Annotated in this window: 13 protein-coding genes; 1 reads left to right on the top strand and 12 read right to left on the bottom strand. The window is 43.4% G+C overall.

What is annotated here, in order from left to right; genetic code table 11:
* Positions 1 to 386: 386 nt before the first annotated feature.
* The 5 genes from ACX6CI_RS19725 to ACX6CI_RS19745 all read right to left on the bottom strand — a co-directional run bounded on the left by ACX6CI_RS19725 (position 387) and on the right by ACX6CI_RS19745 (position 5,752).
* Positions 387 to 1,601, bottom strand: a complete 1,215-nt coding sequence (locus ACX6CI_RS19725) for an ABC transporter substrate-binding protein (RefSeq protein WP_458775373.1) — start codon at positions 1,599 to 1,601, stop codon at positions 387 to 389.
* 199 nt (positions 1,602 to 1,800) lie between these two features.
* Positions 1,801 to 3,489 (bottom strand): sensor histidine kinase, encoded by a 1,689-nt coding sequence (locus ACX6CI_RS19730; protein ID WP_458775374.1) that lies wholly within the window; start codon positions 3,487 to 3,489, stop codon positions 1,801 to 1,803.
* A gap of 194 nt (positions 3,490 to 3,683) precedes the next feature.
* Positions 3,684 to 4,154, bottom strand: a complete 471-nt coding sequence (locus tag ACX6CI_RS19735) for a hypothetical protein (RefSeq protein ID WP_458775375.1) — start codon at positions 4,152 to 4,154, stop codon at positions 3,684 to 3,686.
* A 231-nt stretch (positions 4,155 to 4,385) separates the two neighbouring features.
* On the bottom strand, positions 4,386 to 4,985 hold the full coding sequence (locus ACX6CI_RS19740) for an alpha/beta hydrolase (RefSeq protein ID WP_458775376.1): 600 nt from the start codon (positions 4,983 to 4,985) through the stop codon (positions 4,386 to 4,388).
* Positions 4,986 to 5,188: 203 nt separating this feature from the next.
* Positions 5,189 to 5,752: a cysteine hydrolase family protein gene (locus ACX6CI_RS19745; protein WP_458775377.1), complete on the bottom strand. Its 564-nt coding sequence runs from the start codon at positions 5,750 to 5,752 to the stop codon at positions 5,189 to 5,191.
* Between the two features lie 129 nt (positions 5,753 to 5,881).
* Here ACX6CI_RS19745 and ACX6CI_RS19750 point away from each other — a divergent pair, with 129 nt between their 5' ends.
* Entirely contained in the window at positions 5,882 to 6,166 is a 285-nt protein-coding gene (locus ACX6CI_RS19750) for a hypothetical protein (RefSeq protein ID WP_458775378.1), read from the top strand.
* A 204-nt stretch (positions 6,167 to 6,370) separates the two neighbouring features.
* Here ACX6CI_RS19750 and ACX6CI_RS19755 read toward each other — a convergent pair whose 3' ends face one another.
* The 7 genes from ACX6CI_RS19755 to ACX6CI_RS19785 form a co-directional block, all read right to left on the bottom strand.
* Entirely contained in the window at positions 6,371 to 8,737 is a 2,367-nt protein-coding gene (locus ACX6CI_RS19755; RefSeq protein ID WP_458775379.1) for a hybrid sensor histidine kinase/response regulator, read from the bottom strand.
* 108 nt (positions 8,738 to 8,845) lie between these two features.
* Positions 8,846 to 9,871, bottom strand: a complete 1,026-nt coding sequence (locus tag ACX6CI_RS19760; protein ID WP_458775380.1) for an ABC transporter substrate-binding protein — start codon at positions 9,869 to 9,871, stop codon at positions 8,846 to 8,848.
* Between the two features lie 95 nt (positions 9,872 to 9,966).
* On the bottom strand, positions 9,967 to 11,016 hold the full coding sequence (locus ACX6CI_RS19765) for an ABC transporter substrate-binding protein (RefSeq protein ID WP_458775381.1): 1,050 nt from the start codon (positions 11,014 to 11,016) through the stop codon (positions 9,967 to 9,969).
* A gap of 533 nt (positions 11,017 to 11,549) precedes the next feature.
* Positions 11,550 to 13,187: an FAD-binding oxidoreductase gene (locus ACX6CI_RS19770; protein ID WP_458775382.1), complete on the bottom strand. Its 1,638-nt coding sequence runs from the start codon at positions 13,185 to 13,187 to the stop codon at positions 11,550 to 11,552.
* 1 nt (position 13,188) lies between these two features.
* On the bottom strand, positions 13,189 to 13,593 hold the full coding sequence (locus tag ACX6CI_RS19775; protein ID WP_458775383.1) for a VOC family protein: 405 nt from the start codon (positions 13,591 to 13,593) through the stop codon (positions 13,189 to 13,191).
* Between the two features lie 146 nt (positions 13,594 to 13,739).
* Positions 13,740 to 14,489 carry a cysteine hydrolase family protein gene (locus tag ACX6CI_RS19780; RefSeq protein WP_458775384.1) on the bottom strand — a complete coding sequence of 250 codons (750 nt, stop codon included), beginning with the start codon at positions 14,487 to 14,489 and terminating at the stop codon, positions 13,740 to 13,742.
* 78 nt (positions 14,490 to 14,567) lie between these two features.
* Positions 14,568 to 15,461: an alpha/beta fold hydrolase gene (locus ACX6CI_RS19785; RefSeq protein WP_458775385.1), complete on the bottom strand. Its 894-nt coding sequence runs from the start codon at positions 15,459 to 15,461 to the stop codon at positions 14,568 to 14,570.
* Positions 15,462 to 15,611: the final 150 nt, after the last annotated feature.

The following is a 15,611-nucleotide window of genomic DNA, read 5'->3' on the forward strand; positions in this document are numbered from 1 at the left end:
AATGTGAATGTGTAAAAATACGCAAAGTCTGAGTACGACAGGGGGAGTAGCTTCAAAATTTTAATAAAGATAGGGGAAATGGGGCATCGATACGAGCGTGTGGGGAAGTTTGGATATCGAATGTCTATTTTGTGGAATGTTTAAACGGGAGTCCAAACAAAAAAAATAAGTGGATGGATAAACTATGAATCTTCCTTGGCAATGTTAACATGTGGAGCAGGGCATTCCTGTATCTCTTGATACCGTTTGTTTTTTCACGAATGAGCAAATATCGTTTACGGCGCTGATTGTTCCTGCGGAACTGTACCATTGTGCTGATTATTTTAGGGAAAACATAGAACGCAACGACTTGTCACCCCACCCACCACTTTGACGAGGGTAAATGCCTATTTCTTGAACACTTGTTTCTTTGCCTTCTCAAGATTTTCGGTAACTGCCTGTATATCACCCGTTTCGAGAAAATCCGCTAAAAGCGGTACGACTATCTTGTCGAAAGCTGGTATTGTGTCTCTGTCAAAATACTGTGAGACACCTTCTGCCTCTTTTAACAGTGCTTCACCTGCCTGGATGAACATATCGCTGCTCGCTGTTCCCTTTTTATTGGGAGGAAGGTAACCAAGTGCCTCATTGAGTTTGGACTGAACATCGGCTTGGGCGATGTATTGAATAAACATTTCCGCTTCTTTGATTTTTTTTGAACTTTTGGCAATCATAAATACATCCATGGGGGCTTCTTCAAAGAGAGGGATTGATGGATCGATAGTGGGAAACGGTATAAAGCCAATATCCTTTTTAAACAGTTCTGGCAGCTTACCGGTGACAAAATTACCGATTAATGTAAACCCAATTTGATCGCGGTATAATAAGGGGAGTACTTCATCCCATGCGAGTTGTTTTTTGTTCGAGAGAAAGAATTTTTGATCGATCAGTTTCTTCAGTTCACTCAGTACATTCTGCACGCGTTCATCAAAGAAAGAGATTTCACCAGATAAAACTTGTTGGTGAAAGTCCAGTCCATTAATCCTGAGGTTTAGGTAGTCAAACCAGGCTGCAGCTGGCCAATTATTTTTTGTGCCAATACCAATCGGAGTAATTCCAGCCTCTTGCAACTTTTCACATTGTGCAATGAACTCCTCCCAGTTCTTGGGAGTTCCGCCAAATTTTGCAATCAGAGATTTTTTATAAAAAACACCCCAGTGATAATAGGCAAAGGGAAGTGCATAAATTTCATTATTGTATGTCACTCCACTTTTGACATGTGAAAAATTTTCATCAAAATTATTCTTACTCCAGAGATCTGTTATTGGATGAATAACATCCAGTTTTGCAAAATGATATAAACGCTGTGACGCTTGCCAATATAAAACATCAGGAGTGTCTTTTCCCTCCAGTAACCACTCAGAAATATTCTGTTTATACGCTGTATCTGATAGAGCGATTGTATTCACTTTTATTCCGGTTTCCTGATAGAAATCACTAAACGTCTTATGGTAGGCGTTTCTCTGTTTTGAGGCTATCAGGACAGAGACGTCAATCTCATTTGCATAGGCAGAAACTGCCACTACACTGATCATCAGATACAAGCCGATTACTATTCTCATCTGTTACTCCCTGTAGTAGAAAATTGTTTCTGGTTACCCATCATTTTCAACCAGCCTGAAAAGCCGAGCAGCAAGGGCTTCTCAGTTGTGTGCAAATTTGACGTAATGATCAACAATTGACTCCGGATAAAAGCGCGTATTGAATCGAAAAAAACTGAGTCAGCTATAAATAAACCCCATGTCCAGGGGGGGAACTTATTTACTCCTTTTCGGCGTCGTTTGAGCCATTCTTGGGAATAATGACCTCAAACACGGTACCTTTTCCTGGTTCTGAATCTACCTTAATTTCACCTTTATGTTTTTTGACGACAATATCATGTGCTATCGTTAGCCCCTGACCTGTACCTTTATCTACCGCTTTTGTGGTGAAGAAGGGGTCAAAGATCTTCCCTTTATCCTCCGGGGATATGCCATTACCGTTATCACGAAACGTGACGACCAGATTATTGTCTCGTATTGCTGTCTCAATAGCAATCACGCCCTGGATGCCTCCTCCCTCTCCGTATTTATCAGCGATGGCATGAGCGCTATTGACGATCATAATAAGAAAGACCTGATTTAATTCATCGAGGTAGCATGGGATTTGAGGGATGGACTGATCTAAGTTCAGATTGAGTTCCGCAACATATTTCCACTCGTTTCTTGCGACCGAGACAGTCGTTTCAATAGCCTGATTAACATCATGATTCTCCAGGTTGGTACCGGATGGATGGGAGAAGTTTTTCATCGCCAGGACTATTTTAGAGACTCTCTCGATTCCCTCCTTTGCCTGGGAAATGGCATCTGGCATTTCATCTTTGAGGTATTCCCAGTCCGCACTAGCCAGGCTTTCAATTATCTGGTTCTGGGCAGTTTGAACCTTTCCGTCCAATTCCATTGCAATAAACTTCTCTACCGGCTCAAGCATCTCTGTAATGTCACCTATAGCTTCATCGATAAAATCAATGTTCGTCAGTACATATTGTGTTGGGGTGTTGATTTCATGGGCGATGCCGGCAGCCAGTCGACCAACAGATTCCAGTTTCTGGGCCTGGACGAGCTGTCTTTCCAGCGATTTAAACCGGGTAATATCACGTATGGATAACAGCTTTGATGCATTCTGAGATGACTGAAATTCTGCCAATGTATACTCTATTATTACTGACTGGTGGTCCTGGGATAATGTGTATTGTCCTTTCGGCTTGAGAGAGCTTTGCTCAACGAGTTCGCTCACGAACTCATCTTCCGCCTGCGTGATCGGGATGCTCCGCCTTTGTGCCCACTCTTTAACCATAGACCGATAGGAGGTGTTTACATTTACCGTGTTGTTGTGCCTGTCCAGCGTGATAAGCCCTTCCGGCACAATATTGAAGAGTCTTTCGATATACTCTTTTTGTTCTTTCACCTCCTGAAATTGTTCTTCAAGGGAGGCCTTGGCGTCAGACGTACTGAGGTAAAGCTGCAAAATTATATAGAGGAGAACTGCGACAATAAAAATGTATACGTAAAAGTAGACGGAGTCATCTACCCACTCGACGAGGATTTTCCCAATTACTTGATCTTCATACAAGATATCATGTTCAAAATACATTTCCGGCAAAAGTCCGGTACGTGACAGCAGGCGTGTAATTTTTATTGTCTGACTGTTGGAAAGTTCTAATATATTTAGGTTGTTGACATCTATTACCTGGAGAGAGCTAAAGTTGTTTTTTTCAGATATGAGCTTGAAATACTCCTCTATGGCATTTATATCGTAATGCCACAGGGGCTCTGAGGCAAAAACCGCTATTTCACTCAATATGTCTTCAACGTTATCAATCTGCTGAGTACGGTAATACTTGCCTGCAAGAACAAAGAGTGCACCAATGATACATGCTGTGAAAATTCGCCTTTTCCAGATTTTTCTCATACTGGTCAATTCCATTAATGCTAAGATTTTTGCACTGATAGAAATACTGTTACTGTCATTATCATATGCCCTCGTCGGTTTGTCAAAGGTGATCTTCGAAACGTCAATTTCGTTTGCGAGGGCCCTGTCCTGTTTTCAAAAAATCCACAATTTGACAAGGAAAAAGAGGAGTTAAATTCTAGTAAAAATCTGAGCTATGTGTCTAAAATAGTAACTAAGTTGAGCAGTCGACTGGTTTGGGCTAATATGTTTACTGGTGGTGTAAACAGTGTCGGTTGCTCTTGTGAGAAGGGGTGGTTTTCCAGATTCGTGCCCTTGGAACTCCAGAAAGAAGGAGTTAAGCGCCTGGCTCGCTGGAACATGGTTTTTGATTCAGCAATCATTTCTAATAGTTGCTGAGATTCTGTAGACCAGATATCAGCAAAGGAAATTATCTGATCAAAAAATTCTATCGCCGGGATACCAGGCGATGTACTCACTTCGCCAATTTTGAATGTTCCACCAGACACGAATTCCCCTGGCTGAGCTGGGCTTGCCAGGTCGACGTATTTAGACCAAAGAGATACACCCCCCATATGATCGGCCTGAAAATTAATGCTGACACAAAGGTGCCCGCGGGGGTAGATGGGCAACTGTATAACCTGATCACCAAACCTGTTATTCATTTGAAAAAACTTGTCAAACAGGCAGAGTTTTCAAGGGGGAGTGTTCAGCCATTGATACTCTACACCTTGTGCCCACCAGTACCGTCATGGTTGGTGCTGCGGGGAAGAAGGGCTAAGTTGTTGAGAGTTTTCTCAAACGACTAATCGTTGTATTTGGCCATACATAATTAATTTGAGATGAGTATTTGAGTCGTTTTTCACTCAATTCTGAAATACTAGAGTAGATAAACGTCAACCATCCCCAGTGGGGATATCTAGAAAATTGAAAATTTCCTGCAGCACCTGTTGAGAGTAAAATCCATTTAGCAGGGCTTGTCCATGCTCTGTCCCATCGTACTCCTTCAAGATTTTTGGTTTAACAGCTTCTTCAAAACTTGTGTAGGCTCTGGATTTATAGAAATCCGATTTAGCAACGATGATCATCTTCTTGATTGCAGCTGATGTCATCGCCGGCCCGGTGGCTGGGGCAAGTAACACTACACTGATGACAGTATCAAAGGTATTCGCTGCCAATGCCTGGGTAATCGCAGATCCGCCTAAACTGGCACCGACTAAGGTGATTTCCTCAAACTTTTTCATCTCCAGATAGCGGACTGCAGCCGCCACATCGTCTGGTGATATAGAGAAAAGAGCCAGAGATGTGACACCCCGATCAGCAAGGACAGTGGCGAGTTGTCGCCAACTCTCCGCAGTTTTTCCCGATTGATGCACTAACACCACCGCCCTAGACAAACCACTTTGAAATAAGAGCGACTTATGCGATATACCCCCTGCAACTTTGAGTTCAATCAGTTCCTCGGCACTGGCGGAACTTATTAAACATATACTCATGAGTAAAATTCTGATCAATCCCGCGATTCGCATATTCTCTCCCCTGAGGATTCCCGGACATTTCACATTTCTTGAGTATAACCTGTAACGGTCAACACCTCATTTTGACAGAAATTCGTACTATTCCATTTTTGAAGAAATATTCAGACAGGCTTACATTTCATTGTTACAGGTAACCTCTCCACACATTCCATTATAGTCAGCTATCTAATATCTTTTGAGAGTACAACTTGAGCCCCTTTATCTTTATAAGATTCGATTTCATCCTGTAATGATGAGCACATTTTTGCTGCAACGCCATCGCCAATAACTGTTACCTCTAACCCTTTTTTAAGAGCCTCCGAGACTGTCGCAGATAGACAGTACTCTGCGGCAAGGCCTACAACGTATAACTTGGTAATGTTTTTTGATTTCAAGTAATTTTCAAATTCTTTATTTGAAAATGCACTAGGTTGTTTTTTCGTGAAGTGCAGGTCTCCTATAATTTTTAACCTGCTATCGAACTCTGTGTCCCTGACATATTCCTGCTTTATATATATTATCTGTGAACTGGCTTTTGCAAATTGATCGATTAACCTGTTGATGACAGGGAGCATATTATCTGCCTGCTCACGACAAACAGGAGAAAACCCGTCAGGCTCGGAAAATGCCTTTTGCACATCAATGACTATAAGAGCAGAGCCATCATCAAGCGCAGCGTGGGCAGACATGAGATGACATAGAACAAACAGCGACGTCAGCCAAAATTTTACGATTATTCTATTCATGTGATATCTCCTTTATAGTTCAGGTTTTATGCTGCTTAGGTAGAAGAGGGCAAAAAAAGTCAGTCACCTAAAAAAACGAACAACTACCACTCTTCATCAACCACAAGAGTGTAGTCTAGAAAAGATCATATGGCAATTTTACATCACCTGGACAGTTGTGAAGAATGCAAGCCGGCCAAAGCATTTCAGCCACTCACGCCTTCTGGGCTTCTCTCCAATTTACCAGTGAATATTTCTTGTTTTTTGTCAGGCCTGCGAGCCATCAGCAGTGGAATGTATCGGTTGAAAAGAGGGATAAATGGTGCAGCTAAAGCGATATTAACCATGGCTATGAAAAGACAAATCAGAGTCAATTCAATGCTTTCAGCTAACTTGGGTGCAATTATTGCGGCAAGTCGATCATTAACAAAATGATAGAATACGCCATTGAGGCAAAATAAGATAAGTGTATTTCCCCACTTGCCAGATACATCAAAATCAATTACATGCCTCACTAAGTTTGATAGCCTGTGTTACAGTTCTAGGCCGAGAGCGAGCCAACGTTGATCTGCACGATTACGGATCATTTCCGACGAATAATATACTCAGGAAGGTAAAGTTATAGCCGCTCTTTTCATATTAAGATTTCACATGGTAATCTGCGGTACTGGCATCAAGTGATCTGCGTACAGTGACTGCGAGGTCAGCTTTTGATAGAGGTTTATAGGCAAAGCCGTTGATCCCAATCTGTTGTGCTTGTTCTGGAGAAATTCGATTACTATAGCCAGTACAAATGATCACTGGAATATCGGGTCGTATTCGTAAAACTTCCGAGGCCAATTTGTCCCCAGTCATATGTGGCATTGTCATATCAGTTATAAGTAGATCAAATTGTTCTGGATGATTTTGGAAGAACTCTAACGCTTCCTTACTATTAGTTTTTGATACTACTGAGTAACCCAGTGACTCAAGAATCCGCACCCCCATTTTTGCAATTGCTGGTTCATCATCAACGAAAAGAATATGTTCTGAACCACCTGGAAGTTGTTTCTCCTTGGAAGTGTCTCTCCACTGTTTGTGCGTACTGACAGGGAGGTAAATAGTGAAAGTTGAGCCTTTTCCCAGGTTACTCTCTACTGTGATTGCACCGTTGTAGCTTTCAACAATACCTTTGGCCATTGCAAGACCCATTCCGGTACCTTCTCCCACCTTCTTGGTAGTGAAGTACGGCTCGAATATAGATTCAATGTTTTGTGGTGCTATTCCCTGGCCGGTGTCACTGATACTCAATTCAATATATTTACCCGGTTCAAGGTGTAACTTCTGCCAACGGTTATTCAAGTCTAGATCGATTTCTGTAAGTTGCACTTCCAGAACACCGGAGTCATCAGCGCTCATTGCCTGGGCTGCATTGGTACATAAATTCATCAACACCTGATGGACTTGAGTGGGATTCCCCAATATAAATGCTGAGCTTTCGATAGAAGAGTGTATCTCGACGGATGTAGGAATAGTTGAACGGATGAATTTAATAACTTCCTTTAGAATAGTGCTGAGTTGTAGAGGTTTCTTCTCCTCGCCAGATTGACGGGCAAATGCAAGGATTTGTTTTACCAGATCACGTGCTCTGTTACCTGCAGTATAAATTTCTTGCAATGATTCATCCAAAGATGATCCGCGCTCGGTTTCATCTATAGCCAACTCCGCATACCCTATTATGACGGAAAGTATGTTGTTAAAGTCGTGTGCAATACCACCTGCCAAGTTACCGATTGACTCCATTTTCTGAGACTGGATTAACTTCTGTTCAAGCATCCTTTTCTCATTTGCACTGTTTTTACTTTCTGTTACATCCTTGGCCATACTAATAACCAGCCGTCTTCCGTTTTTTTCTTTTCCAAGTGGTGCGGAACTAAAATCCCAGTAGATCTGCTTTCCCTCCACAGTTCTGATTTCAAATTCTCCTTCATCTGTTTTTGATTCTAGGTTGTACAGTGCAGCGATTGCGTTTGCGATATCTGCCGATCTTTGGCCGTAGGCTTTTTCCAGCCAATCACTCATCTGGGAAATTTCTTCATGAGTGTATCCTGTCAACTCTGTCCACGAGTGGTTAATCTGCAGAACTTCCCCATCCTCAGCATGGATCATAACCGGAAAAGGTGCCATCAAGATTGCTCGCCGAAATTTGTCTTCACTCTCCTGGAGCGATAAGTTGCTTTGCCGGAGTTCGTTCTGCAATCGCAACTGTTCTTCATTATAGGAGGTGATTGCATCGGCCATTCCCTTCATTTCCCTTGCAAGTTGGCCTAATTCATCTTTGGCTGAGGTGTTAAGCTGGGGTGAAGGTTGCTGCCTGGCGATTTGCGATGCTGCAAGTTGAAGTTGTTGAATTGGGCGAATAAGAATCTGTCTGAAAATTATAAACAGTATGAAAACAATAGATATCCCGGCAACAATGGCGACAATTATTGTCGTAAGTCGCATCTTTTGGAGATATTGATGTAATTCTTTGTCCTCTAGACTAAAAAATACAATCCACTCCCAAGACGGAAAAAGGTGGGCAGCAAAGTAACTCTGGAAGGGGGCTGTAGTAAAATGTCCAGTTGTATGTCCTGTGGTTGCGGTTTTTATGGCTATATCTGACCAGGCATTCTCCATGTCTTTTGATTTTTGCTGGGCAGAGGAGAAAATCATTTTCCCAGTGTGAGAGAAAATAAAGATATGACTTCCCTCAATACGCTGGGCATCTGCCTTGAATTTTGTTAACACCTCCTGTTTATAGTGGTCCACAAAGTAGTCAACTCCATCCATTTTAGAATCTTGAAGCAAATGTACCTTCTGTTCAAGCTCGGCTAAGAAATGAACTTCCAGTGATGTTTCAATGAATTGGAACAGGGAATCAATGCTGTTCTTTCGTGCAGTCCCATAGGACCAGAATCCAAGCCCCAGAATGATAATAAGAACCAGAGGAACGATGGTTAGAATGATTTTAAAATGGAGTTTCATCAACTTACAATAACATTACAATAATGTGCACTTTGGTTTGCGATTTTGAGAGTTGGTAAATATTCACCCCAATTTCTCCTTGGTTTGAGCAAGAAAATCTAATCCTGTTCAGTGAAAAATGTTATCTCCAGCTATTTTCAAAATTTCAGAAGGTATAACGAGTTTGTATTTTGTGGCTGTAGTCAGGTTTACGGCAATTTGGATTTTGGATGTTGGGAAAACAGGCATATCTCCAACATATTTCCCCTTTAGAATGGCATCGGCTAGTATAGCTGTTTCCCGGCCGTGTGCCTCAGGGTGTGTTCCAAAATTTAGAAGCCCTCCCATTCGTACTGCATCGATTGATGCAGTATGTATTATGGGTACAGAGGTTTCCTCAATTAACATTTTGGTAAAGTCAGCATCAAGACCTAAGGGTCCACGGGGCTGCCACCAGAAATCAACCTCACTTTCCAACTCCTTAGCTGCTGCAAACGCTCTTTCAGTCATTTCTTTTTTCCTGGAATCACCTTTCAAATAGGGGATTTTGTATGGGATAAAAACGATATCTTTATGAGCACCTACAGTTTCTATGAGGTGCGCAATATCCTTGTTGCTTGAAGGGTAGTTCGAGTGGATAAAGCCTATACGCACCGGTTTTGACACTGCGTTATTACGTAAAAAACTAGAAACAAACTCTAAGACAGTGTCTACAGGTGGTGAGTGAACTATGCCTGAGATATTGGAGTGGGTTGGAATGCCTACTGAGGTAATCAAGCCTACACCAACCGGATCTGTAACTCCGAAGAATAGTTGCGGTATATCAGTGTTTTCAAGATGTTTTCGTGCAACCTGTGAAGCTATGGTGGCGTTTGTTACCACTAGGTCTGGTCGCTTTTCTGCTAATGTCGATTCCATGAGACTATCGAGTTTTTGTATACTACCTTCCCCGTTTAACCGCTCTAACTCTACGTTATCTCCCTCTCTGTAACCTAGAACCCTCATGTGCCCCAGAAACCAATTACTGTTCTCTTGGACAAGGGGGCGGGTCATAGATTCGAGCAATATCACTTTTACTGGTTCAGCACAATGCCCACTAGAAAAAATGCCAGCAGCTAGCATTAAGGTAACGAGAAGTTGCAGAGTGCGAACCATGTTGATTCTCCTATTGAGTTTCCATCCTGAAACGGCAATTTCGCCGTATATCTTCGTTGTTCGATAAAAGGTTCATTCTGGGTAACCAAAGAGCTTTAATGATAAATATTTTCACCAGCCAGTTCGATGAGATCAGGTGGAACAACAATATTTAATTTCTGAGCTGTCGACATATTGAGACCAACATCAAACGCAGCTGAAAAAGTGACCGGCATATCACCCGGGTGTGTTCCTTTTAATATTTTGTCTACCAGTTCAGCACTTTCCCTCCCACTTGCCTCAATGTCTGGAGTAATGTGAATTAATGCTCCATCCTTTACACTTGACAGGGTTGGTCCTATAGCAATCGGGATATTTGAATTTTTTTGTAATATCTCGGTATACACATCCAGTTCCCCCAGGGGCCCTTGTGGTTGCCACCAAAAATCGACAGAATCTGAAAGAGTTTGTATGCCGGCTTTCACCTCTTCAATCATCTGCGGAATGCCATCCGGAACACTTCTGTATTGCAGGAGGTAAGGTTCAAAAAAGATGTCGCGTTGTTTACTCTGGAGCACTTGCAAGGATTTTAATTCCCCAACAGCTGACGGGTAAGATGAATAGATATATCCGAAACGAACTGGTCGTTTGGTTTGAGCTTGACCGATCAGGCGCATCACCAGATTGATGCGAATGTCGTTAGGGACAGAAAATGCACGACCTGTGATATTGGATGCAGTTTTGGCACCTATCTTTTTTATCAAACTGGCCCCTACAGGATCGGAAACTTGAAAGAAAAATATTGGAACGCTGGTGTCTTTCAAGACATTGAACGCCGCCTGGGATGCAAGTGTTGCAATGGTGACTACTGCATCGGGCTCTCCCTGCCGGACTGACTTTTTAAGTTCATTTTCAGCAAACTGTCGATCTCCATTTGCCCTGATTATAACCAGATCCAGGTTCTCACCATTTTTGTATCCAAGTTGGGTAAAACGAGATAAAAAGTGTTCGAGGTGAGCTTCACATGTGGGAACCGGCATTGTGACAATAATCACAACCTTTTTTATCTGAGTTGCACTAGCTGCCGTCACGAACATGCCGAACAGGCAAGCAGCAAACAAAAGGCAAGGTATGACTCTTCTAATCGGTGACCCTGGTTTCTTCATAGCTCCACCTGATGTTATAGAAAATTTGAGATTCGGAGGGTCCTTCACTATATGGACTTCAATTATTGTATCACTTCCGGTGAGGGGGAAAAAAGATATTTTTTTAAATATGATTTTTAAGAGTTGGGGGGGGAGGCTATAGTAGTGTGTGCCGGTATGTTGTTCTGAAAACAGATCAGGCTGCAGCAGGGTATCCTTAAAGATATAATGGCTGTAGAGACGTCTTGTTCAGTAGAGGTTAGCCATGTATATGTAAGCCAAATGAAGAAAACATGAAGTTAAGTTTCTTCCTGTATCTAGAAAAATATACCCCCTCAACCACCTGACAAAACACCAATAAACTGAAATTCAAGCTTAATCCATGCACGTCTACAACTGGGAACCAAAATAACCTTTTTTCAAGGTTGGCTTCTCGGTTTATGGATAAATACGATAGCGGTGGAAAAAGCTTTCGTTATTGTGATTTTGAAAGTTATGCTCGTAGATCTCCAATAATACTCCCTGTTGTAAGGCATTTGTATCTTGAGAACGGCTCACTTAAAGCTTTCCTGGTGAATATACTTTTCATTCACTCCAAGCTGTGCAAGCTGAGCGACTATGGACACCAGAAATTCCTTTGGGCCACACACAAAAAACTCACCCGCAAGCCCAGGAACAAAATCTTCGACCACAGAGCCATCAATTCGACCAAAGCGGTGATAGCCTTCACCCTGTTTGTCTTGAGCTGTCCTTGGTTTGCTGAAGACAATTTCCAGGTGAGAATTCGTATGGGAATCAATGAGCTGCTGTACCTCGGCCAGCAGTGGAGTGTGTGCTCCATCACGCGCCCCGTGAATAAAGTAGACCTGCCTTTTTTGTTGTACAAGCTCGTGCAACATACTCACCATCGGTGTTATACCGATTCCTACGCTAATAAGTGTTACCGGTTGCACATTCTCAGTGAGGACGAATTCTCCTTCAGGGTCCTGGGCATAAACTACATCTCCTGGATAAAGCCTGTCATGCAGGAGGCGTGAAACCAAACCCTTTTCCTCACGCTTTACGCTTATTCTGTATGTATCTCCTCCCGGTCCATTAGAGAGCGAATAGGTACGCTCTAAAGATTGATGTTCATCTATGGGTAACTCGATTGGCAGATATTGACCGGCTTTAAATGCAGGCAAGTCACCGCCGTCCCGGGGCACAAATTCAAAAGAGATGACATCCTCACTTTCTCTGATTTTGTTCTTTAATCGCAACTCACGAATAGCCCCTTCAGGTTCATCCCATCTGAGAGGCACGCTTTTTTCAAGCTGGATAATATGTTCGATGCTGATACGCAGTAATCGTCGGGCACCGGCGTGATCTGCTATATGCGGTGAATCCCAGTCAATTGTTGCTTTTCCGGTGAGCTGAAGCAGGCTTCCTCCTTTGAAATCAATAAACAACAGCCCTACCCTTGGATCCATCATAATATTGCCAAGAGTATTGAAGAGGTTATTCCCCGCATAATCCGGGATTATCAGCTCCTGGGGGGTCTCAATTTTAACAAAACCGGCCGAACCACCCCGGTGAGAAATGTCCATACCGTCACTGTCTCGTCTTTCGCCCTTCTTTCTATAACCACTTGCCAGAAAGAGGGTATCTGCCGTCCTGATCCAATTCTGCATAGATGCGGTAAGGCGTGTATGATTGGTTGCCTTTTGGCTCTCGGGGGCCGTTAGAGCAGAATGCCAGACGCGTTTGGATATGTATTGTGGACAGTTTCCAAAAGATTGACTGACAGCCACGGAAAATGAATCATCTGTTTGAGTTGAAATGATACCGTTAAGCCTGTTCCGTCGCCGTGTTTCCAACTCGATTCCAAGTAAACCGACCTCTGAGCCTTCCGTAAAAGACAGCTCCAGAGCGTCACCTCTTGACGGCTTTGCATGAACCTGCAGTTCGCTGGGCTCAGGAGATGTGACAAACCCGGGAGGGCCACAAAGCAAAGTGGCCCATGGCCTCCCTTCACTGTCGCGTGCGGAAGCTACCATGAAAGGAAGCTGCTGAAAGAATTGACGGTGCTGTTCCGGCATATATGGCCGGATCATCTGAGAGGCCCACGGCTTAACTTCTTCCCGCACTCCAGCACGAATCTGTACCGATTTTTCACCTTCGTGAATCGGTGCCCAGGGGGTAGCTTCCTTCATGTCATTCTCCTTGAGCTATAAATTCCACACGGATATTACCGGGGATAGAGCACATCATATGGCGAAAGGTGCTTTCACCAAGTGGTTCGGGTTGAAATTCAATTTCCACATCATCTCTTTCGGTAAACTGGGTATGCAGTTTTTTAAGATCAGTAACAGATGGGACCGTAAATGCCAGGTGATGGAGACCGATATTGGTACGGCGGTTAAAGGCGACAGCAGAAACAGGGTCTTCAGCTTGCCACAGCGTTATCATCACTCTGCCATCACTGACAAAATAGGCTGGATACTCTGGTTTTTCACCAACCTCTTCAAAGCCCAAGGCATCGATAAAAAATGTACGGGCACTTTTGATATCGGGCACTGTAAGGCCAACATGATGAACACCTTTCGTTTTAGCTTTCATACTTTTCCCCTATATGTTTTTGGATAATTGATATCATTTTCTCTTTTTCAGCAGCTTGAGGATAAGGTCCGCACTGGCACATGATTTTCCAACGAGATGAAAACAATGATTACGAACCTTGATCCTTTCACTGTACCTTCAGTTGCCTATTTGGCTGCTTCTATCTGTTGTTTAGCTTCCTGGGTTGTCCAGACGGTATTTGCGATGAACCGGAAATTTACCACTGCGGCGGCATAGCCGTCTCCCTCCGGAACCTGGGCTGCAGCCGTCGCGTCTTTCACCACCGCCACTTCAAAACCCTGCTCAATCAACTCCCGCATATGTGACTCGGTGCAAAGATTTGCGGACATCCCGGCGAGTATTACTTTGTCAATGCCACGCTTTCGCAGTTGCAGGACAAGATCGTTGGTTTCAGGGCCGTAGACCTTGTGCGGGCTGGTAACAATTGTCTTTCCATCCTCGATGTATGGTTTATACAGTTCAAGCCAATCCGCCCCTGAACCCTGAAATCCATCAAGACTGAGAGCGTCTTTGCGGTCAAACATGCCAATTTTATGCATCAGGGCTTCAAGGGCTCCCTCGAATTTCCAGCCATGATCATGGGGGTAATAGTAATGTGGAGAGACAAAAACAGGGAGACCTGCAGCTTTTGCGCTCTTGAACAGTATCTCGATGTTCTCCACGGTCTTATTTGCAGTAACGCTCTCTCCAACCACTCCCCACGTAACCCCGTCGGGACTGAGAAAGTCATTTTGCGGATCGGTTATAACAAGAGCGGTATTTGCTGGTGTTATAGGCATGCCCGGGTTTGGTAACCCGGCAAACACACTTGACACTCCTGTTACTATGAAAAATAAGGTTACTGCAACTACTTGCACCTGCTTAGGTTGTTTCATGGTTTTCTCCTTAGGGTATCTGTCTCAATAAATGGGGCGGCACACAGAAAGTGATGTGCCGCTCCCGGCATCATCTCATCACTGAATTTTTGTTTTCATGAACTGTCTCATCTTCGCTATGATGAAGGGGGCCTCTTCCTCAAGGGCAAAATGCCCTGTATCCAGGATGTTGTAATCAATATCCTTCACATCCCGCTTATACCCTTCAGCACCAGGGACAGGAAAGAATGCATCATTTTTGCCCCAGACCAGAAGCATTGGTGGTTGATTGTCCCTGAGATACTGCTGCCACTTTGGGTATTTCTTTAGATTATTCTGGTAGTCGTAAAACATTGAGAGCTGCGCTTCATGCTGGCCTGGGCGTGAGATCTTCATAAAATCGAGATCCCAGTTGTCGGGCAGGATGGCTTCAGGATTTCGTGTCCCGTGGGTGTATTGCCACTTCATTCCCTCATGGGTGAAAACATTTTCAATGATGTGCTGTTCGAGTTCCGGCGATTTGGTTTTCCAATAATCGAGAACCTTGCCCCAACCGGCTTCGGCTATTCCTTCTTCGTATGCGTTACCGTTCATTACCACAAACCCGGCTACCTTTTCGGGATGTTTGGTGGCAATACGAAAGCCGATGGGTGCACCAAAATCCTGGATCATCAGGACATAGCGTTCAAGTCCGCGCTGGATGAGAAATTTGTCCATGGTTTCAGCTATGTTGTCAAAAGTATAGGTATACTCATCGACTGTGGGAAAAGAGCTGTTGCCATAACCGGGGTAATCAGGTGCAATGAGATAGAACTCATCTCCCATTGCGGCAAGTACCTCACGATACTGATGTGATGAACTTGGAAAGCCATGGAGCAATACCAGAGCCGGTTTCGCTGATTTGGGATCTCCAGCTTCACGAAAGAAGATATTTAAGCCATTAACGTTTTCAGTTCCGTAGCGTACCCTTGAAAGATTTTCAGCGTATACCATTGTAGTGCCTCCTGTAAGTAAAGAAATTAGTACTGTTATGTTTGTTGCCAACTTACTATAATTCATGGTGTTTCCCTTCATTGGATGTTGAAGCTCCCATGGTCCTGAGAGCTTGTTATGAATAAATTGTATATAAATCTATCTGTAGAT

Source organism: Desulforhopalus glucosivorans (genome assembly GCF_054397165.1).